This is a genomic window from Pseudomonas sp. MWU349, assembly GCF_017947325.1.
In the GTDB taxonomy this organism is placed as follows: domain Bacteria; phylum Pseudomonadota; class Gammaproteobacteria; order Pseudomonadales; family Pseudomonadaceae; genus Aquipseudomonas; species Aquipseudomonas protegens.
Map to the genome: position 1 here is coordinate 577,351 of NZ_JAFEVP010000005.1, position 20,243 is coordinate 597,593.

Sequence of the window (20,243 nt, forward strand, 5' to 3'; positions counted from 1 at the left end):
GTTGACCTACCATCCTGACTGCCACTGGTTGGCATGATTATATTTAATTTCAGAATACCCAGGGCCGTCACCATACTTCCCTTTCATCAGCCGGAACGGGAGGTTCTCATGCAACTCCAGCGTTTTCTCAAACGCGGCCTGATCGCCGCCGGCCTGTTCACTGCGGGGGTGGTCATGGCCAGCGATGGCGCGTTGCTGGAAGCGGTACGCAAGGGGCAACTGCAGCAGGTGCAACAGTTGCTTGAGCAAGGCGCGGCGCTCGATGGCCGTGGCCTGGATGGCAGCAGCCCGCTGCTGGTGGCCACCCGGGACAATCGCATCGACATCGCCCGGGCGCTGATCGAGGCCGGGGCCGACGTCAACCGCAAGAACCTGATCCAGGACAGCCCCTACCTGCTGGCCGGCGCCAGCGGTCACAACGAAATCCTCAAGCTGACCCTGGCCCACGGCGCCGACCTCAAGAGCACCAACCGCTACGGCGGCACCGCGCTGATCCCGGCCTGCGAACGCGGCCACGTGGAAACCGTACGCCTGCTGATCGAGGCCGGCGTCGAGCTGGACCACGTCAACCACCTGGGCTGGACCTGCCTGATGGAAGCCATCGTGCTGTCCGACGGCGGCCCGGCGCACCAACAGATCGTCGCCCAACTGATTGCCGCCGGCGCCGACCTGAACCTGCCGGACCGCGCCGGCCTCAGCCCGCTGCAACAGGCCGAGCGCCGTGGCCAGAGCGCCATCGCCAAGCTGCTGCGCGATGCCGGCGCTGCCTGAGCCCGCCCCCCTTTGAAGGAACCTTGCATGCACGACGATCAACACTACCTGCAACAGGCCGTGGCACTGGCCCGGCGCAATGTCGAACAGGGCGGCCGCCCGTTCGGCGCATTGCTGGTGCGCAACGGCCGGGTACTGGCCGAGGCGGTGAATGAAATCCACCTCAGCCAGGACCCCACCGCCCACGCCGAGATGCTGGCCATCCGCGCCGCCAGCAGGCAATTGGGCCCGCGCCTGGATGATTGCGTGATCTACGCCAGCGGCCAGCCCTGCCCCATGTGCCTGGCCGCCATGTACCTGTGCGGCGTGTCCCGCGCGGTATTCGCTGCCAGCAATGAGCAAGCGGAGCCGTTCGGCCTGTCCACCGCGGCCATCTACCAACAACTGAGCAAGCCCCTGGAAGCCCAGCGCCTGCCGGTGCTGCACCTGCCCCAGGCAGCGATGAGCGCCCTCTACCAGGATTGGCAGGAGCGTCATGCAGCGAACTGAATCCACCTTCCAGCGCTGGGCCGGCTGGGCCCTGCTGGTGTGCCTGGGGCTGAACCTGCGGCCGATCCTCAGCTCGGTCAGCCCGCTGCTCAACGAGATCCGCGGCGCCACCGGCATGAGCTTCCAGAGCAGCGCCTGGCTCACCAGCCTGCCGGTGATCTGCATGGGCCTGGTGGCCTTGCTCGGTGTACGCATCGAAGCCCGCCTGGGCGAGCGCCGGGGCGTTTCCCTGGGCTTGCTGCTGGTGCTGCTGGCCTGCGGGGTGCGGCTGTTCTTCGGCCAGGCCGCGGCCTTGCTCGCCACCGCCCTGCTCGGCGGCGCCGGGGTGGCCTTGATCCAGGCCCTGGTGCCGGCGTTGATCAAGCGCCAGTTCCAGCACCGGGTGGCCCTGGCCATGGGCGTCTACTCGGCCTCGCTGATGGGCGGTGGCGGCATTGCCGCCCTGCTCAGCCCGCAGGTGGCCAGCCACTTCGCCCACTGGCAAGTGGGGCTGGGCATCTGGGTGCTGCCAGCCATGGCCGCCCTGCTGCTGTGGCTGTGCCTGCCCCTGGGCGCCGGCCGCCGCAACGCCAGCCCGGCGCCCCTGGCCGGGCTCTGGAACAACCGCCGCGCCTGGCTGCTGGCGTTGTATTTCGGCCTGGTGAACTGCGGCTATATGAGCATGGTGGCCTGGTTGCCGGCCTACTACCTGCAGATGGGCTGGAGCGCCAGCCAGAGCGGTTCGCTGCTGGCCTTCATGACCATTTTCCAAGTGACCGCCGCCCTGCTGATGCCGGCCCTGGCCCAGCGCAGCAGGGACCGCCGCCCGCTGCTGGGCATCAGCCTCGCGGCCCAGGCCGCGGGTTTTCTCGGGCTGGTGCTGTGGCCCTTGCAGAGCCCGCACCTGTGGGTGGCGCTGATCGGCTTCGGCCTAGGAGCGTGCTTTGCCCTGAGCCTGATCCTCACCCTGGATCACCGGCGCGACCCTCGGGAAGCCGGGCAACTGGCGGCTTTTGTCCAGGGCGTGGGCTTTCTGATCAACGCCGTCTCGCCATGGCTCAGCGGCTGGCTGCGGCAAGTCACCGGCAGCTTTGTCAGCGCCTGGTGGGTGCTGATCGTGGGTGTCCTGGCGATGCTGCTTCTGACCCGGATCTTCAGCCCCGCCAGCTATCAGGCCCGGGCCCAGCTCGATACCGCGCCCCAACCGGCCTGACACCGGCCCTTGAACCCACCGCCTGCCAGCACGGCAGGCGGCGTTCTTCATGTCGCCACAGCACCACTATCCTTCTCGACCGGCTAAGATCGGCCGCCGACGCCACTCGCGACAACGGGCACACACTCAATTCAGGACACAGGAATAGCGATGGACGCTGCAACGATCGGCCGCTGGGTAAGCAGCCTGGGGCTCAGCCATGAAGAACTGATCGCCCGGGGAGAACGCATCGAGACCCCGACGGACAAGATCTACGATGAATTCGAATGGCTGACCGTGATCGTCGAGCCCGGCCTGATGCTGGACTTCTGGGAAGACAGCCTGGCCCTGGAAAAGGTATTGATCGAACTCATGCCCCTTGAACAGGGGCGCTCGTTCTACAGGGGCGAACTGCCCGCCCCGTTCTCGCGCAGCATGACCCGCGCCGACATCCGCAACCTGCTGGGTACGCCTCTGCGATCGGGGGAGCGCAGGCCATCAGCCGATGGGCAATACACGCTCAACGCCTGGGAGAGCTACCGCCTGCCGGAGCACCTGCATCCCGGTGCGCGGGTTGGGTTCGTCTATAGCGCCGACCTGCAGATCAAGGTCCTGTCGTTCGACTTGCTGGAGCCGCAGCGCGACTGATTCGGCCACACAGCGTGGCTCGTGGAGACTCGCGGCGATCCGCCAGGCATCAGAGGACCGGCGCGAGATCGCCAAGCAAGGCCCTGCGGTCCTTTTCGCAGCCTCCCAGGCTCGGCAGCGGCTACAGGGTACGTGGTGGCCGGTAGGCCGCCGTAACGCACGGCCCGGCGACAAAGGCATTAGCCAAAGGTTTTCATGAAGGGCTCGGCACAGTGCCGGATCGCCGCGACGACATGCGGTGCACGTTCGCCCCATTCGGCCGATCGGCTCAACACCCGCTCCAGCGCGTCCAACTGCCCGCGAATGACCTCTTGCGGACGAGCCACATCACAGACCTTGGCAAACTCCAGCAACCCCTGCCGCGAAGCAAACAGGGACTTGTTGCCCAGCAGATCCAGGGCCAGCACGTCCTGCGGGATGTAGGCCGTGGTGTTGACGATGTCATAGGCCGGCGCCAGCCGCGCATCGCGCTGGCCAGGATCGGAATACAACAGCCCGAAGTTCTTCAGGTGAGCATCGCCATTTCCCACAATGCAGCTCAGGCTGACCATGGCAAACAACTGCGCCAGTGAACCTTGCACCTGCTCAGGCGGGCAGAACAGGCGGACGGCCTTGGCAATGGCCGAATAGCTCTTGCTGTATTTCTGCTGCGCCCCCAGCCCCATCAACGCCGCCATGTCTTCAAACCCCAGGCAACCGAGCTGCTCATCCCGATCGAAGCGGCGCATGACGAACAGTTTGGCGTTATCGGAGAGGTAGAACTCGGGCACCGCCATCCCCGCCTCCCTGGCCACCGACATGCACAGGAATTCATTGATCGCCAACCCCGGAAACTCATCCCGACCGCTCTTGATGATCAGTTCGCAGGTGTTCGAGGTAAAACGCGGCGCCCCAGCATCAGGCCGTTCCGGCACCATGACCTTGGGCTGCACGCCGGATATCCCGGCACGCAGGATGTAGCGGTCCACCAGGTCGGCAAAGATATCCTCGGTGCCATCCCACGCGAGGATTTCTTGCAGTTTTTCCCCGGGAAACTGCTGTCGCTGCAACAGCTCATCGACTTCGGGCGAGCTCACCGCGACCCGCCCGATCGGCGCGCTGCTGCCGGGTAGCGCCAGCAGCAACATCGGGTCGACCTTCACCACCTTGGCCAGGCGGTTGCGCAATTGTTCCAGCACATAGCCTTCGGGCAGGTTCATCTGGAAGATCGGGTGCAACTCCCGATAACGGTAGTCATCCAGACGCACAGGCATCAACAGGCTGATCGCCGCCTGTGCCCGGGCATCATCGTGATAGCGAAACAGATAATCGCCAGCGCCACGGCGGATTTTCCCGCTCTCACCGGCCGGGGTAGCTACCTGCAGCACCGTGGCCATCAGTCGAACACTCCCTGGATCTCGTCCAATGTGGGCATCGCGGCAGGCACCAGGGTGAATTCACAGTCCAGGGCTCCCAGCACCCGCGCATAGGCCGCCATGCCCACCGACAAGTCGCCCCGCTCGATGGCGATGACCTTCTGCCGGGTCACGCCCGCCAAGGCGGCCAGGCCGGCTTGGGTCAGGCCACGGTGCAGACGATGCTGGCGAACCTGCTCGCCAAGGCGCGCGGTGATAAGAAAGTAGTCCATGTTCTATATGCGTAACAAAATTGAATGCATGTAACGTATACCTAACATAGCAGAAAATCAAAGCACCACTGAGCGCCGGGACGCCGGCCACCCGAGCGGGAACAAGCTCCCTCGCCACCGCATGATTCCTGGCCTGAAGTGGCGACGACTATTGAAAATAAATTATTGTAATTCGATAATTTTTTATCAATAATTCGCCACCCCCAACGTTTTGCAAGGAATAACGCATGCACTCCCAAATCAACGGCTCGGCCCAATACCGCTTACGACGGGTCGGCCTGCTGGCCGCGATCCTGGCCTGGGTCATGGGTGTAGTCGAGGTCGGTGGCAACGCCGGAATGTGGATCTACAACAAGGACCAGGTCCTGGGCGCCTTGCTCAGCGTCTTCGCCGACCACTCGCCGCGCCTGCTGGAAGCCGACTTCAAACTCTCGTCCGCAAGCTTCACCCTGCTGGTGATTCTCGACTTCCTGCCGTTGCTGCTGTCGAGCTTCGCCCTGTACCTGACCGGGGTGTTCTTCCTGCGCTTGTCGCGCGGCGAAACCTGGAGCGATCGCAACATCCGCATCCTCTGGCGCGTGGGCATGCTGTGGATCGTCGCCCCGGCCACGTTCCCGATGATGGAAACCCTGCAAGGCCTGGCCCTGTCCATCGACCTGCCGCCCGGCCAGCGCATCCTGCAGATCTCCGCGGGCTTCTCGTCTTACGCCGCCTATGAGGTGGTCAAAGGAATCTTGCTCTGCTCGTTTTCCATTATCATGCGCGACGCCAAAGTCCTCAGTGATGAGCACAGTCACTACATATAGAACAATGAGATGACCATTATCGTTCGGCTTGACGTTGTCATGGCTAAAAACAAGATTCGCTCCAAAGAGCTGGCCGCCATCCTGGGCATTACCGAGGCGAATCTGTCGTTGCTGAAAAATGGCAAGGTCAAGGGGATGAAAATCGAGACCCTGGACAAACTCTGCGCTGCACTCGACTGCCAACCCGGCGACCTGCTGGAGTATCAGGCCAACGAGCCTGCGTAACCCCCCGCGTTTGTTCGAACCGAGTCTCGATCGTTAAAGCCTTATCCATTCCTCACGTTGCACATTGGCTTATTCATGACTCGCTACCTGCTCTGCCCGCTGCTTTTGCTCGCCTGTCTTTTGACCGGCTGCGCCAACAAACTCGAAGTGGCGATTGCCGCCACTCCGGCCCCGGACTACTACTTCGACCCTCAGGCCCCGGTGCTGGTAAGCATCAACGGAGCCAACGATGCCCACGGCCTCAACGCCAGCTACTACCTGCGCGACATGGTCGCCGCCCTGCATGGCATGGGTTTCAAGCAGGTCTACACCGATACGTCGCTGCCCAAGAACCCTCCGCCGTTCCGAATGAACTTCACCCTCGACGTGGGCAGTGAAAAGGTCAGCTACCGCTACACCGCCACCGACTACGGCCAGGTGCCCAGCAGCACCAAGACGGTGTGCAAGCAGAGCACCCATAAAGACAAGAACCTGGTGTGCAACAGCACCCCGACCACCACCTGGGGCCCGGTGGGTTCCTCGGAGCGCACCGGCTACACCACCCTGTCGACCTTCAACATCAAGGCCAAGGACGAGCAGAGCCGGCGCACGGTATTCCTGCTGCGGGCCTCGTCCTATAACGAGGACTGCCAGGACGCCAAGGTCGAGGATTTCCTGGTACAGGAGAGCCTGGACAACCTGGACTTCCGCAACCGGGTGCAGCGCAAATACACCGTCACCCTGCCCGAAGGCCATAGCTGCAAATAAGCGCCTACCGCGCACCGGCCAGCACGCCTACAATCGCCCCTCGCCGCCCGCCCGATCCCCCTCGCGCGGGCGCAGCCCCCTCAACGACAAAGCACAGGTCGAACATGCCCCTGGATTGGACTGCCTGGGAAATAGAACCCGGATCGGCGGTGGACGAACAGTTGATCGCCCAGGTGCAACAACGCCTCGGCGTCGAGTTTCCATCGCTGTACCTGGAGCTGGTGCAATACGCCGAGGCCGCCACGCCGGGGATCGGCGGCTTCGCCTATGAAGGTGGCTACACCTGTATCAGCGAGTTCTTCGAATTCGGCCTGAGCAGCCAACCCTGGACCCTGCTCTGGTACGCCAGCCCTGGCCGTGTGCCGGGGCTCGCCGCCGGTTGCCTGCCGATTGCCCGGGATGCCGGTGGCCTGCTGATCTGCCTGGACTTCAACAGCCCGGCCGTGGCGGTGGAAATTTTCGACCCCGAGAGCACCAGCCGTTACCCGGTGGCCGGCGATTTCAAGGCCTTTGTCGAGCTGTGGCAGCCATGAAGTGGATAGTCGTGCCTACCAGCAAAGAGGCCCAGCAACGCCTGGACCTGGACCAGTGCCTGCCAGGCGACCTGGAGGAACTGGCGCTGTCCCCGGAGCAGTGGGCAGCCCTGTCCCGCAGCGACCTGCTACCGAGCCTGAACCGCGCCCTGGGCACCCTGATCGATGACTACGAAGACGCCTCGATCCAGGGCCAGGCCGCCCTGGTCACGGCCCTGTCGATCCTGATGCGGGCCGCGACGCCCGGGGACGAACTTATCCACACGCTGATCGCCCTGAATCGACTGGCCCTGGAACGCGACACCGGCCTGTACTTCTACTTCTGAGGCTCTGCCCAGGTCTGCTCCCGCACCTCATTGTGTGGCGAGGGCGCTTGCTCCCGTCAGGGCGTCATCCCGACCTAACGGGCGCCACGGCACGGCCTCACGCTCAGATCCCCGCGCTGGTACTGGCCTGTTTCAACCCCGACTCCGGCACGCTCACTGCCGTTTCCGAACGGGGCGTGCCCTGGGGCACCCAGTCGTAACTCACCGGCAAGGCGCGGTACACCCAGTTGCTGATGGCCTCGCTGCCCGGGGCCTTGCCCAGATAGGGGCTGACGTATTCCCAGACGATTTCACCGCCGGCCGTCACCTGGAAGAAGCGCCCGTTCATGCCTTCATCGATCAGGGTATTGCCGTTGGGCAGGCGCCGCGCACTGCTGATGAACGAGCTGTAGAAAGCCCAGCCCGGCTGCCGGGAACTGGCGGCGCTGTACTGCCAGACGATCTGGTTCTTGATCGGGTCGATCTCCAGCACCCGGGAGCCGGCGATCAGCCCCAACGGCACCGAGGGGTAACCGGCGGTGCCCTGGTTGTCGAACACCAGCAGGTGCCCGGCCCCCGGCAAGCCGGCGGGAATGATGTGGGCGTCATGCTGGCCGACGAACTGGTCCACCGGGCGCGGCACCGTGGCGGCGGTCTTGGGGTTGATCGGCAACAGGTTCGGCCCCAGGCGCCAGACCACCTTGCCGCTGTGCTTGTCGAGGATGGCGATGAAGTTGGCGTTGCGCGAATCGATCAGCAGGTTGTCCGGGGCGAAGCGTTTATCCCCGGCGTCGAACCACGGGTTGGGGCCCACCACGCTGAGGTTGTTGATGTGCAGGTAGTCCGGGTTGTCGGTGCCGTACACCAGCTTCAGTTGCGCCGGGGTAAAGCCGAATTCCTTGAGGTGTTCGGAGGCCAGCCACTGCCATTTGACCTGGCCCTCGGGGCTGACTTCATAGATCGCGTCGTCGATCACCTGGGGCACCTTGAACCCCGCCACCTTGTGCACCTTGTTGGCCAGTACCAGGGTGTTGCCGTTGCTCAGCCGGCGCTGGTCATGATGCTGCTGGGCCGCACCGCCCGGGGCCTGGTCGCCCCACTGCCATACCAGCTTGCCGTTCCAGTCCAGCTCGCCGACGCTCTGGTTGCCCAGGCCGTTGCCCGCCGAACCCAGGGGCCCGGGCTCCTTGTCCTTGAGCTGCAACAGCACCCGGCCACGCTCGCCGCCCACCAGCTGCGGGTCGATGATGGCCGAGGGGAAACCGGCCTGGGGCCAGTGCTTCACTTCGTTGCCGTTCATGTCGATCAGGTGGGTCTGCCTATCGGCCCCACTGAAGATCACGTACTGGTTATAGGCCCTGGCCGGGTCGTAGCGAGTGACGCCGGTGGGGTAGACGCTGGGCGCGGCCTGCACCGCCGAGGCCAGCAGGGCGGTGGACAGCAGCAGGGGCAAAGCGGTGGTGAGGCGCAACATGACAAGCACTCCTGTTCAAGTCGAAAGGCGCCGGAGAACCCGGCGCAAGGTGCGAAAAGCCGGGTATCAGAAATCGTAGCGACCGGTCACCCCCAAGGTCCGCGGGGTGCCCAGCAGGCCTTCGTAACCGCCGTTGCCGCCGGTCCAGAGGGTGGTGTAGTAGGTCTTGTCGAAGGCGTTCTTCAGCCACAGCGAAACGTCCCACTGGCCCTGCTCGTAGTTGCCGCGCAAGCCGGTGGACAGGTTGACCACGGCGTAGCTGGGGATCTGCCCGTACTCGGAGTCCTCCACGGTGCCCACCGCCTTGGAACGGAATGCATAGCTGGCGGTGACGTACTCTTCCAGGCCGTTGTCCAGGTTCCACTTGTATTCGCCGTTGGCGTTGCCGATCCATTTCGAGGCGCCCACCACTTGGTGGCCGCTGAGATCGCACGAGGCCGGGGCACCGGGGCGCAGGCTGACTTCCGGCGGGCACGGCGCATCCTTGTAGGAGAGGTAGCGCACGTCGTTGTAGGAACCGTTGAGGTTCAGGGTCAGGCCACGGATCGGCACCAGGGTGCTTTCCACTTCCACCCCGCGCGAGCGCACCGAACCGGCGTTGGTCAGGTACTGCACGCGGTTGACGTCGTCGTAGGCGTTGGTCTGGTAGCCGTTGACCTGGGTCCAGAACAGGTTGGCGTTGAGTTGCAAGCGGCGGTCCCACAGGGTGCTCTTGAAACCCAGCTCGGCGTTGTTGGCACGCTCGGTGCCGATCAGCAGCGAATCGGCCCCGGCGGTCGGCGCCGACCCCACCGTCAGGTTGACCCCACCGGACTTCTCGCCGTGGGACAGGGTGGCGTAGCCCAGCAGGTCGTCGGTGATGCGGTAGCTGAGGTTGAGCAGACCCGAGGGGCTGGTGCTGTACTGGTTGAGGTCGCCGGAGTCATAGGCCCCGGTGCGCCCGCGCCGCGCGTTGGCGGCGGCGCCGGCCACCGCCACGCCGCCCACCGGGGCGTTGCGGGTCACCCAGGCGCTTTTTTCCTCGTAGGTGCCGCGCAGGCCGGCGGTGAAATCCAGGCGCTCGGTGAGGTGCCAGGTGCCCTGGGCGAACAGGGCGAAACTGTTGGTCTGGATATGCCCGTTGCCGATGCTGGTGACGTTGCTCAGGGCGCCGGCCGGGGTGCCGTTCCAGATGTCCGCCTTGGGCCCGTAATAGGCGAAGGACTTGTTGTCCAGGTCGGAGCCGAAGTAGTAGGCGCCCAGCACGTAGTCGAAGAAGCCGCCGGTGGGCGAGGCCAGGCGAAATTCCTGGGACCACTGCTTGTCTTCCACCGAAACCCCAGCGTTGTAGCTGGCCGGAACGTTGAGGCCGTCGTCGTTGCGCGGGGTGAAATTCCACCAGCGGTAGGAGCTGACCGAGGTCAGGGTGAAGTCGCTGGGCAGGGTCCAGTTGGCCTCAAGCGAAGTGCCGCCCTGGAACACCGTCACATGCTGGTCGTTGTCCAGGTTGACCTTGCGGTGCGAACCGTTGACCAGGGTCGCGCCGGCCGCCGCCGCGCGCGACTCGTAGACATTGGTGCCGTTGATGGTCGGCCCGGTGCTGTACAGCACCCGGGTGCCGGCGCTGGAATCCTCTTCGTTGTAGTCGCCGATCCAGCGCAGGTTGAAGCTTTCATTGGGCTTGTACAGCAACTGGCCGCGAAAGCCCTGGCGTGAGCCGCCATTGAGGTCGTGGCCGTCGAATTCGTTCTTGATGTCGCCGTCGCTGCGGGTGCGGTAGGCGGAAAAACGCCCCGCCAGCTCATCGGTCAGCGGCCCGGAAATCGTGCCCTTGGTCTGGAAGTAGCCATCCTCGCCGAGGGAGGTTTCGATGCTGCGCTCCGGGGTGAAGCTCGGCGCCCGGGTGTTGATGTTGATCACCCCGGCGGTGGTGTTCTTGCCGAACAGGGTGCCCTGGGGGCCGCGCAGCACTTCCAGCTGCTCGATGTCCATCAGGTCGAACACCGCCATCCCCGGCCTTCCGAGGTAGACGTTGTCGATATACAGCCCGACGCTGCCTTCCAGGCCGTCGCTGGCCGGGTTGTTGCCCAGGCCACGGATCGACACGCTGGACTGGCGCGCATGCATGTAGGCGACGTTGACGCTGGGCACCAGCTGCTGCAGGTCCTGGATGCGGTACACCCGCTGGCTCTCCAGGGCCTGGCCGCTGACCACGCTCATGGGGGTGGGCACGCTCTGGGAGCTTTCCTCGCGGCGGCGGGCGGTCACGGTCACCGTCTGCAACTGGCCATCATCGGCCTTGGCCTTGTTGGCACTGCTCTTGGCCGGGGTGGCTTGGGGCGCCGGGGTATCTTCGGCCCAGGTCGGCGTCCAGCTCGCGCTGCCGGCCAGCAACAGCGCCAGGGGCAGGCGCTTGAGCCGCCGGGGCGAGAGGGGTGAAGCGAGGGACAACGGGCTCATGGGCGGCTCCTGGTCAGAAAATATACAGCCTTGTATATTCCTTAAAGTTATTTATTTATGTTTTTACAAAGATTTACTGCATAAGAGATTGCCTTTATAAGGAGTCGACCTAATGCATAGCCAATGCATTTCCCCGATATTTTTTATGTGAAAAATGCATATCGACTTGCGCCAGCTCCGCCACTTCATCGCCCTCGCCGAACAGCGCAGCTTTGTCGCGGCCGCAGCGGCGGTGAACCTTTCGCAATCGGCCTTCAGCCGCAGCATCCAGGCCCTGGAACACAGCGTCGGCTGCCAGCTGGTGGATCGCGGGCGCAAGGACCTGGCGCCGACCAAGCAGGGCCAGTTGCTGCTGGAGCACGCGCGCCGCCTGGTCAGCGGCGCCCAGCAGATGGCCAACGAGATCAGCCAGTTCAATGGCCTGGAGGCGGGGGAGTTGCGCTTCGGCTGTGGCCCGGCGCCGGCCGCCGGGCTGATCCCCCGGGCCATCGGCAGCTTTATCGGGCGCTACCCCAAGGCCCGGGTGCAGTTCCAGGTGGATGACTGGCAAAGCCTGAGCAAGCGCCTGCTCAGCGAAGAGTTCGAATTCTTCGTTGCCGACACCCGTCACTTCGAGGCCGACCCGGATTACCTGACCCAGCGCCTGCGCCCGCGCAAATGGCATTTCTGCTGCCGCGCCGGGCACCCCCTGGCCCAGCGCGAAAGTGTCAGCGCCAGCGAACTGATGAGCTACCCCCTGGCGGTGACCATCCGCCCGCCCAACCTGCGCAAGGTCATCGTCGACCTGAGCGGCAAGCCGGACTTCACGCCCAATGTGGAATGCGAAAACAGCTACAGCCTGCTGGGGGTGGTCATGCGCTCGGACGCCATCGGCATCGTCGGCTCCTACAGCGATGCGTTGCACAACGCCAAGGGCGAGCTGGTGTGCCTGAAGATCGACGGCCTGGCCGACGACCTGGAAGAGCTCTACACCCGCTACGGCATCGTCAGCCGCGCCGGCTACCGCCTGTCGCCTTTGGCCGCGGCAATGATCGACGAGATCAAGGGCATCGACGAACAGGACGAAGAGGTATGCAACCTGGACAACCTCGCCGTGTGAACTGCCCCCACCCGTAGGAGCCGGCTTGCCGGCGAAAGAGCCCCCAAGCCCTGCACGGCCCACACGGCCGCCTCCCACCGTAGGAGCCGGCTTGCCGGCGAAGAGGCCCTCAAGCCCTGCACCCCCAGCGTGGCCGCCTTCGCTGGCAAGCCAGCTCCTACAGGCACCACAGACCCGCGGGCGCGCGCCGGCATTGCATGAAACGCATCGAAACTATTCGGCAAATGCGCTTGCCGGAAGCCCCCGCCGGAGGCGAAAAACCTCGCCTGTCTTCCCCTCGGTGAACCCCATGTCCAATACCCATCCGCCCGTGCGCAACGTGCTCTACATCATGTGCGACCAACTGCGCCGGGATTACCTCTCGTGCTACGGCCACCCGCACCTGCAGACCCCGAACATCGACCGCCTGGCCGCCGCCGGGGTGCGCTTCAGCCGCGCCTACACCCAGGGCACCATCTGCGGCCCGTCGCGCATGTCGGCCTACACAGGGCGCTACGTCAGCAGCCACCAGGTGACCTGGAACGCCGTGCCCCTGCCCCTTGAAGAACTGACCCTGGGGGACTACCTGCGGCCCCACGGCATCCGCACCGCGCTGGTGGGCAAGACCCACGCCACGCCCAACCTCGACGCCCTGCAACGCCTGGCCATCGACCCCGACAGCCCCCAGGCTGAAGCGCTCAACGAAGTCGGCTTCGAGCCCTACTTGCGTCACGACGGCATCTACCCCGACGACCCAATCTTCGACGACAAGCGCGAGGCCGCGCCCTACACCCACTACCTGCGCAACCTCGGCTACGACGGCCTCAACCCCTGGCACGACTGGGCCAACGCCGGGGCCGGCGAGCAGGGGGAAATCCGCAGCGGCTGGAAAATGCGCAACGCCCACCTGCCGGCCCGGGTCGCGCAAGAGCACTCGGAAACCGTCTACACCACCGACCGCGCCATCGACTTCATCAGCGAACAAGGCGAGCAGCCCTGGTGCCTGCACCTGTCCTACATCAAACCGCACTGGCCCTATATCGCGCCTGCCCCGTACCACGCCCTGTATGGCCCCGAGCAGGTGATCCCGGCGGTGCGCGCCGAGCCCGGGCAGCTCAGCGACCACCCGGTCTACGCCGCCTTCCGCCAGCATGAAGAGAGCCTGAATTTTTCCCGGGACGAAGTACGCCTGAACGTGGTGCCCACCTACATGGGCCTGATCAAGCAGGTGGATGACCAGCTCGGCCGGCTGTTTGACTTCCTGCAGAGCAACGGCCGCTGGGACGACACCCTGATCGTCTTCACCAGCGACCACGGCGATTTCCTTGGCGACCACTACCTGGGGGAAAAGGAATTTCTGCTGGAACCGGCGGTGGGCGTGCCGCTGATCGTCCGCGACCCGCGCACGGCGGCAGACAGCCGCCGCGGCACGGTGGATGAACGCCTGGTGGAAACCATCGACGCCCTGCCGACCTTTCTCGAAGCCCTGGGCCTGCCGGGGGCCGAGCATCGCCTGGAAGGCCGCTCGCTGATCCCCCTGCTGCACGGCGCCGAACCGGCCTGGCGCCGCTACGCCATCAGCGAATACGACTACGCCTTCCAGGCTCCGGCGCGGGAGCGCCTGGGCCAGCCCATCGACCGCTGCCGCATGACCATGGTGCGCAGCGAGCGCTGGAAGTACCTGGCCTACGATGGCTTGCGCCCGCAGTTGTTCGACCTGCACAACGACCCCCAGGAGTTGCACGACCTGGGGGCCGATCCGGCCTATGCCGCGGTGCGCGAAGAACACCTGGGATATGTGCTGGAATGGCTGCGCGGCCTGAAACGCCGTACCACCATCAGCCATCAAGAAATCGACCTGCGCGGCCAGCGTTTTCGCTACGGCGAGCCGGAAAGCGAAAAGCTGGTACAGATCGGCGTGTGGTAACCCCCACCCGTACCTGCACCTTCCCCCGTAGGAGCCGGCTTGCCGGCGAAGAGGCCCTTGGGCATTGCAGCACTCTCGAGGGCGCCTTCGCTGGCAAGCCAGCTCCTACAGTGGGCAGGTTCATCGGGTAAATGCCCGTAGGGGCTTGAGGGGGCGGGTCAGAGACCTTTGGTGGTCTGGCTGCGCTGGCCGTGGACGCCCACCGGGACGTCGCCCTTGAGGGTCACACGGCGCACGATGCGGTCCTGGGTGCCGTAGTCGTCCAGGGCATAGTGCTGGGTCGAGCGGTTGTCCCAGATCGCCACGTCCCCTGCGTTCCAGCGCCAGCGCACGGTGTTTTCCAGACGGGTGACGTGGCTTTGCAGCAAGTTGAACAGGTGCGCCGAATCGGCCTGGGAATAGCCCTTGATGCGCTTCACGAAGTGCCCCAGCACCAGGCTCTTTTCACCGCTCTCGGGGTGCACGCGAACAATCGGGTGCTCGGTCTCGAACACCGTGGAGGTGAACACTTTGCGGTAACGCTCCAGCTTCTCCGCCGAAACGTCCGGCTTGACCCCGGCGTAGTCGTATTCATTGCTGTGCACCGCCCAGAGCTTGTCCGCCAGCTCCCGCAGTTCCGCCGACAGTTCGTTGTAGGCCGTGGCGGTGTTGGCCCAGACGGTGTCGCCACCGTAGGCCGGGGCCACCACCGAGCGCAGGATCGAAGCCTTGGGGTAGGCGTCGACAAAGGTCACGTCGGTGTGCCAGGAGTTGGCCCGCTGGCCCTGGGCGCCATCCAGCTCCATCAGGTAGCGGGTGCCGTCGCGTACCGGCACGGTGGGGTGGGCCACCGGTTCGCCCAGCAGGTGCGAGAAGGCTTCCTGGCTCTGGTCGTCGAGGTGGGTCTGGCCACGGAAGAAAATCACCTTGTACTGCACCAGCGCTTGCCGGATCGCTTCCACGGTGGCGGCGTCGAGATCGCCGGACAGTTGCACGCCACGGATCTCGGCGCCGATACGGCCGGCCACCGGGTGAATATCAAGGGCATGAACATCAGGTTGAACGGCTAAGGCGGCATTGCTCATCAGGTACACCCTCATCGGACTGCTTACGGTGGAACCGCCGCGAAACAACGCTCTATCTATATTCAATTTAGATCTAATAGATAACTACATGCTTCGTTGACGGAATAAGAGCTTGCATTTAAAACCTCATTCCTCAATCGTCGCAAATGCCTTCGAGCTATTTTTCGGATGCCGGGAAAGCATATGGATCTTCGCCAATTGCGTTACTTCATCGCCCTCAATGAACACCGCAGTTTTGTCCGCGCCGCCGACGCCATGGGCATCACCCAGCCGGCCTTCAGCCGCAGTATCCAGGGCCTGGAACAGGAGTTCGGCTGCGTGCTGGTGGACCGTGGCAACAAGGACCTGCGCCCCACCCCGGAAGGCCAGGTGGTGCTGCAGCACGCCTTGAGCCTGGTGCAGGGCGCGGCCTTGCTCAGCAGCGAAGTGACCCAGATGACCAAGCTCGACGCCGGCGAGGTGCGCTTCGGCTGCGGCCCGGCCCCGGCGGTGAAGTTGGTGCCCGACGCGGTGGCGCAATTCACCAGTGCCCACCCGAAGGTGCGCACCTGCTTTGCCGTGGACAACTGGGAAAAACTCAGCCGCAGCCTGAACCGCGAAGAGATCGAATTCTTTATCGCCGACATCCGCCATTTCGAAGCCGACCCGAACTACCAGACCCAGCCCCTGACGCCCAAGCGCGGCGTGTTCTTCTGCCGCCCCGGGCACCCGCTGCTGGCCAAGGAGAGCCTGTCCACCAACGACATGTTCGACTACCCCCTGGCCACCACCTTGATCCCCCCGGGGATCCGCAAGTTGCTGGCCAACCTCAGCGGGCGCATCGACTTTTCACCGACCATTGAGACCGAGCACTTTCCGGCCCTGGTGAAGATCGTCCGCCAGTCCAATGCCATCGGCGTGGGCACTGCCGAGGCCTTTGCCGAAGACATCGCCCAGGGTTCGCTGGCGCTGCTGCACTGGCGCAACCTGCCGCAGAACATCGACAGCCTGAATGCCCGTTGCGGCATCGTCAGCCGCAGCGGTTTTCGCCTGTCGCCGGCGGCGCGCAAGATGATCGAAGTGCTGGTGGCGGTAGATCGGCAGGGGCACGCCGTCGCCGTGTAGAACAGCTTCGCCGGCGAATGGTGCCGACCTCAAAGACCGGCAGCGGCCAACTGCGGGGCGACCCAGGCATCCACCTTGAACGGCTTGCGGATCAACCGCTCCTTGGCCGCCAGGTCTACCGAATCCTGCAGTTTGCCGAGGAACACCGGGTCCAGGGTCGAGGGGAAGATCTCGCTCAGGCGCTGGTCCTTGAGGTCATCCTGCAAGATCACCGGCGGGTAGCTGGCCAGCCCCGACACCAGCTGGATGTAGGCTTCCTTGTTGCTGTCCTGGGTCAGCCACGCTACGGCCTGCTGTTGGGCCTTGAGCAGTTTTTCCACGGCCTCGGGATGTTCGTCGACAAACTTGCCGGCGCCCACCAGCACGCTCTGCACGCTGCCGGCGCCCCCCAGGTCCTTGGTGCTCAGCGGCAGTTCGGCCAGGCCCTTGCTGCGCAGGGCCGAGAGCCCGGTGCTGCCCCAGGAGGCGTCGATCTGCTTGGCCGCCAATGCTGCCACCGCCGCGTTGAAGTCAAGGTTGACCACCTTCAGGTCCTTCTCGCTCAGGCCCCGGCTGGCCAGGGCCGCGTCGAACGACAGCTGGGTGGCGGTGCCACGGAACACCGCCACGCGCTTGCCCTTGAGGTCTTCCAGGGTCTTGATCCCGGAACCCGGCACCACCCCCAGGTAGTGCTTGACCCCACGGGCCGAGGCGCTGAGCAGGCGGGTATCCAGGCCGTTGGACTTGCCGATGATGGCGGCCAGGTCCCCCAGGTACGCCAGGTCCACCTGGCCGTTGGCGAAGGCCTCGTTGATCACCGGGCCTGCGCCCTTGAAGAAATTCCACTGGATCTTGATGCCCTGGTCGGCGAAGGCCTTTTCAAAGATCTGTTGCTGGCGCAGCACATCCACCACCCCACCGCCGCTGTGCTGGGTGCCGGCACTGAGGTCGGGCACGGCAATGCGGATTTCCTTGAGTTGGTCGGCCTGGGCCAGCAGCGGCAGGCAGCCCAGGAGCCCCGCCAGGGCCGGGGCGGCGAACAGGCTGATGGCGCGTTTGAAGGGAAGGTTCATAGGTGCGGCTCCTGGTGGCAAAGGCTCAGAGGAGCAAAAGGTAGGCACGGAATCGATCAACATTTAAATACTATAAATTCACATTTTAATAACCATATCGAATAAATCAGTGACTACGGGCGTCCCCGGGGATATGCATGAAATGCATGAAAAATATTCTTCAAATGCATTGGATGCGTGTCGGCGAGAAGCCTTAAATGGCCTTTCTTATCTCCTAATAGCATCGATAAGAATCTTGATAGATCACAAATGCATAACACGTAGGGGCCGGCTTTCCGGCGAAGAGGCCCTCCAGCGCTGATTCGCCGACAAACCAGCCCCTACGGCATCGACCCACGCCATGCAGAACCCGACGACGGAGGTCATCCATGGCCCGTGTTTCCCTGCTTAGCCTGCCTCTGGCGGCGCCGCCCAACGGACGCCCCGGCTGGCCCCTGATCAGCCAGCGACTGCTGCCCTGGCTGTTACCCATCAGCCTGTTCGCCCTGTGGTGGCTGGCCAGCCGCAATCAATGGATGAGCGAACAGATCCTGCCGGCCCCGGCCCTGGTCTGGAGCAGTGCCCTGGAGCTGGCCCATGGCGAGCTGTGGAGCCATCTGGCGATCAGCCTGCAACGGCTGTTCTGGGGCCTGCTGGCGGGTATCGCCGCCGGTGCCCTGCTGGGGGGTGCCCTGGGCTTCAGCCGACGCCTGGAGCGCCTGGTGTTTCCCACCTTCGGCGCCCTGTCGCAGATCCCCACCCTGGCCTGGATCCCGTTGTTCATGGTGTTTTTCGGCATCGGCGAAATGCTCAAGCTGGTGGTGCTGATCAAGGCGGTGGTGGTGCCCGTGACCCTGCACACCCTGGTGGGCGTGCGCGATGCCCAGCCCCGGCTGCGGGAAGCCGCCGCGGTGCTGCGCCTGCCGCCGGCGCTGCTGGTGCGCCGCCTGGTGCTACCCGCCGCGCTGCCGGCCTTCATGGCCGGGGTGCGCCTGGCGCTGGCCACCGGCTGGACCTCGCTGCTGGCAGTGGAACTGCTGGCCTCCAGCGAAGGCATCGGCTACCTGATGGTCTGGGCGCGCCAACTGTTCATGCTGGACATCGTCTTCGTGTGCATCCTGGTGATCGGCCTGCTGGGGGTGTGCATGGACCGCGGCATCGGCTGGCTCGACCGCCGGCTGGTGCACTGGCCGCACCCGGCCACCGCCGAATTCCGTCGCGGCCCGCGCTACCAGGGCTGGCAGCGCCTGCAACCCTGGCTGCTGCCCCTGGCGCTGCTGGCCCTGTGGCAAGTGGCGAGCGACCAGCAGTGGGTCGACCCGAACATCCTGCCCAGCCCCCTGGCGGTGCTCGCCACCACCAGCAACGGCCTGCTCGATGGCAGCCTGCTGGGGGGCATGGGCCTGAGCCTGGGCCGCACCCTCGGTGGCCTGCTGCTGGGCGGCGGCCTGGGCTTTGCCCTTGGCCTGCTGCTGGGCCTGTCCCGGTTCAGTGAACGCCTGCTGGGCCCGACCCTGGCCGCCATTCGCCAGATCGCCATCTTCGCCTGGGTGCCGCTGCTCACCGCCTGGTTCGGCCTGGGGGAACTGGCCAAGTGGGTGTTCGTCGCCCTGGCCGCATTCTTCCCGCTGTTCATCGCCACCCAGCGCAGCGTCGCCCAGCTCTCGCCGCAACTGGCGGAAGCCGCCCAGGTACTGCGCCTGAACCTCTGGCAACGGTTGCGCCGGCTGGTGCTGCCCGGCGCCGCGCCGGGGATTTTCGCCGGCCTGCGCATCAGCCTGATCTACGCCTGGCTGGGCACCATCGGCGCGGAATACTTCATGCCGTCCAACGGCGGCATCGGCAGCCAGATGATCAGCGCCCAGCAACTGCTGCGCATGGACCTGATCATGGCCGGCATGCTCCTGGTAGGCCTTACCGGGGCCCTGCTCAACCTGATCGGGCAACAACTCGAACTTCGCGCCACCCGCTGGAGACACGCATGAACGCACCCCTGGTCAGTTTCACTCACGTGGGCAAGACCTTCGCCGTCGCCGGTGGCGAGGTGGAGGCGATCCGCGAATTCAACCTGGACATCGCCGAAGGCGAGTTCGTCGCCATCGTCGGTTCCAGCGGTTGCGGCAAGTCCACCCTGCTGCGCCTGCTGATCGGCCTGGACACCGAGTTTCGTGGCCAGATCCAGGTCGATGGCAAGGCCGTCAGCGGCATCGGCGGCGAGCGCGGCATCGTGTTCCAGGAACACCGCCTGTTCCCCTGGCTGACGGTGGCCGAGAACATCGGCCTGGGCCTGGTCAACGAGCCCCTGAGCGCCGCCGAGCGCCAGCAGCGGGTCGGCGAGTTCATCGAACTGGTGGGCCTCAAGGATTTCACCCGGGCCTATCCCCACCAACTGTCCGGTGGCATGGCGCAACGAGTGGCCATTGCCCGGGGGCTGGTAGCCAGCCCGCGGATCCTGCTGCTGGACGAGCCCTTCGGCGCCCTCGACGCCCTGACCCGCCAGCAGATGCAGGACGAACTGCTGGCGATCCGCGAACGGGCAAAAATCACCACGGTGCTGGTAACCCATGATGTCGAGGAAGCGATTTTCCTCGCCGACCGGGTGGTGGTGATGGAGCCGCGCCCGGGACGGATCAAGCGCGTGGTCGAAGTGGCCCTGCCCCACCCGCGCCAGCGCAGCAGTTTCGACTTCCACCAACTGCGGGAGGAGCTGCTTCACGAACTGACCCGCGACGAGCGCTACCAGGCGCCTTCGCCGGTACAAATCCGCGACCTGCCCCTGACCTTCATTGCTTGCTGAACAGGAG

The 20,243-nt window shown here is 64.9% G+C and carries 20 protein-coding genes; 14 read left to right on the top strand and 6 right to left on the bottom strand.

From position 1 onward, the window contains the following. The first annotated feature begins 108 nt into the window (after window positions 1-108). The 4 genes from KCG88_RS22660 (at window position 109) to KCG88_RS22675 (ending at window position 3,079) form a co-directional block, all read left to right on the top strand. Window positions 109-771 carry an ankyrin repeat domain-containing protein gene (locus KCG88_RS22660; RefSeq protein ID WP_047335387.1) on the top strand — a complete coding sequence of 221 codons (663 nt, stop codon included), beginning with the start codon at window positions 109-111 and terminating at the stop codon, window positions 769-771. Window positions 772-798: 27 nt separating this feature from the next. Then, window positions 799-1,260, top strand: a complete 462-nt coding sequence (locus KCG88_RS22665; RefSeq protein ID WP_011058602.1) for a nucleoside deaminase — start codon at window positions 799-801, stop codon at window positions 1,258-1,260. Further along, window positions 1,247-2,452 (top strand): CynX/NimT family MFS transporter, encoded by a 1,206-nt coding sequence (locus tag KCG88_RS22670; protein WP_210713128.1) that lies wholly within the window; start codon window positions 1,247-1,249, stop codon window positions 2,450-2,452. Before KCG88_RS22665 ends, KCG88_RS22670 begins: the two co-directional genes overlap by 14 nt. A 150-nt stretch (window positions 2,453-2,602) precedes the next feature. Then, a complete protein-coding gene (locus KCG88_RS22675; RefSeq protein ID WP_041115141.1) occupies window positions 2,603-3,079 on the top strand; it encodes a DUF6392 family protein in 477 nt (158 codons plus the stop codon). Window positions 3,080-3,258: 179 nt separating this feature from the next. Here KCG88_RS22675 and KCG88_RS22680 read toward each other — a convergent pair whose 3' ends face one another. Together KCG88_RS22680 and KCG88_RS22685 are read right to left on the bottom strand one after the other, a co-directional pair. Further along, complete coding sequence (locus tag KCG88_RS22680; RefSeq protein ID WP_210713129.1) at window positions 3,259-4,455, bottom strand: type II toxin-antitoxin system HipA family toxin; 1,197 nt, start codon at window positions 4,453-4,455, stop codon at window positions 3,259-3,261. Continuing rightward, the gene (locus KCG88_RS22685) at window positions 4,455-4,706 is read right to left on the bottom strand and encodes a helix-turn-helix transcriptional regulator (protein WP_047283438.1); all 252 of its coding nucleotides are present in this window, start codon (window positions 4,704-4,706) and stop codon (window positions 4,455-4,457) included. The genes KCG88_RS22680 and KCG88_RS22685 overlap by 1 nt, the downstream gene beginning before the upstream one ends. 227 nt (window positions 4,707-4,933) lie before the next feature. On the opposite strand from KCG88_RS22685, the gene KCG88_RS22690 reads away from it, so the two are divergent. The 5 genes from KCG88_RS22690 (at window position 4,934) to KCG88_RS22710 (ending at window position 7,343) form a co-directional block, all read left to right on the top strand. Next, entirely contained in the window at window positions 4,934-5,512 is a 579-nt protein-coding gene (locus tag KCG88_RS22690) for a hypothetical protein (protein ID WP_047283437.1), read from the top strand. Window positions 5,513-5,521: 9 nt separating this feature from the next. After that, entirely contained in the window at window positions 5,522-5,737 is a 216-nt protein-coding gene (locus KCG88_RS22695) for a helix-turn-helix transcriptional regulator (protein ID WP_047283436.1), read from the top strand. Between the two features lie 75 nt (window positions 5,738-5,812). Continuing rightward, window positions 5,813-6,484 carry a hypothetical protein gene (locus tag KCG88_RS22700; protein ID WP_210713130.1) on the top strand — a complete coding sequence of 224 codons (672 nt, stop codon included), beginning with the start codon at window positions 5,813-5,815 and terminating at the stop codon, window positions 6,482-6,484. 104 nt (window positions 6,485-6,588) lie between these two features. Further along, complete coding sequence (locus KCG88_RS22705; RefSeq protein ID WP_246882782.1) at window positions 6,589-7,017, top strand: SMI1/KNR4 family protein; 429 nt, start codon at window positions 6,589-6,591, stop codon at window positions 7,015-7,017. 11 nt (window positions 7,018-7,028) lie between these two features. Then, window positions 7,029-7,343 (top strand): hypothetical protein, encoded by a 315-nt coding sequence (locus KCG88_RS22710; protein WP_047283434.1) that lies wholly within the window; start codon window positions 7,029-7,031, stop codon window positions 7,341-7,343. Window positions 7,344-7,446: 103 nt separating this feature from the next. Here KCG88_RS22710 and KCG88_RS22715 read toward each other — a convergent pair whose 3' ends face one another. Both KCG88_RS22715 and KCG88_RS22720 read right to left on the bottom strand, forming a co-directional pair. Next, the gene (locus KCG88_RS22715) at window positions 7,447-8,796 is read right to left on the bottom strand and encodes an aryl-sulfate sulfotransferase (RefSeq protein WP_047283433.1); all 1,350 of its coding nucleotides are present in this window, start codon (window positions 8,794-8,796) and stop codon (window positions 7,447-7,449) included. 66 nt (window positions 8,797-8,862) lie between these two features. Next, window positions 8,863-11,235, bottom strand: a complete 2,373-nt coding sequence (locus KCG88_RS22720) for a TonB-dependent receptor (protein ID WP_210713131.1) — start codon at window positions 11,233-11,235, stop codon at window positions 8,863-8,865. A 154-nt stretch (window positions 11,236-11,389) separates the two neighbouring features. Here KCG88_RS22720 and KCG88_RS22725 point away from each other — a divergent pair, with 154 nt between their 5' ends. Further along, complete coding sequence (locus KCG88_RS22725) at window positions 11,390-12,334, top strand: LysR family transcriptional regulator (RefSeq protein WP_210713132.1); 945 nt, start codon at window positions 11,390-11,392, stop codon at window positions 12,332-12,334. 289 nt (window positions 12,335-12,623) lie between these two features. Next, window positions 12,624-14,240, top strand: coding sequence for an alkaline phosphatase family protein (locus tag KCG88_RS22730; RefSeq protein ID WP_210713133.1), 1,617 nt, complete (start codon window positions 12,624-12,626; stop codon window positions 14,238-14,240). 158 nt (window positions 14,241-14,398) lie between these two features. Here KCG88_RS22730 and KCG88_RS22735 read toward each other — a convergent pair whose 3' ends face one another. Next, complete coding sequence (locus tag KCG88_RS22735) at window positions 14,399-15,304, bottom strand: TauD/TfdA family dioxygenase (protein ID WP_210713134.1); 906 nt, start codon at window positions 15,302-15,304, stop codon at window positions 14,399-14,401. A gap of 183 nt (window positions 15,305-15,487) precedes the next feature. Between KCG88_RS22735 and KCG88_RS22740 the strand changes: the two genes are divergently transcribed. Next, a complete protein-coding gene (locus tag KCG88_RS22740) occupies window positions 15,488-16,408 on the top strand; it encodes a LysR family transcriptional regulator (protein WP_047283428.1) in 921 nt (306 codons plus the stop codon). A 29-nt stretch (window positions 16,409-16,437) separates the two neighbouring features. Here KCG88_RS22740 and KCG88_RS22745 read toward each other — a convergent pair whose 3' ends face one another. Then, window positions 16,438-17,460, bottom strand: a complete 1,023-nt coding sequence (locus KCG88_RS22745) for an ABC transporter substrate-binding protein (protein WP_047283427.1) — start codon at window positions 17,458-17,460, stop codon at window positions 16,438-16,440. A 368-nt stretch (window positions 17,461-17,828) separates the two neighbouring features. Between KCG88_RS22745 and KCG88_RS22750 the strand changes: the two genes are divergently transcribed. Both KCG88_RS22750 and KCG88_RS22755 read left to right on the top strand, forming a co-directional pair. Next, window positions 17,829-19,424 (top strand): ABC transporter permease subunit, encoded by a 1,596-nt coding sequence (locus tag KCG88_RS22750; protein WP_047335377.1) that lies wholly within the window; start codon window positions 17,829-17,831, stop codon window positions 19,422-19,424. Further along, complete coding sequence (locus KCG88_RS22755) at window positions 19,421-20,236, top strand: ABC transporter ATP-binding protein (RefSeq protein WP_210713135.1); 816 nt, start codon at window positions 19,421-19,423, stop codon at window positions 20,234-20,236. The genes KCG88_RS22750 and KCG88_RS22755 overlap by 4 nt, the downstream gene beginning before the upstream one ends. Window positions 20,237-20,243: the final 7 nt, after the last annotated feature.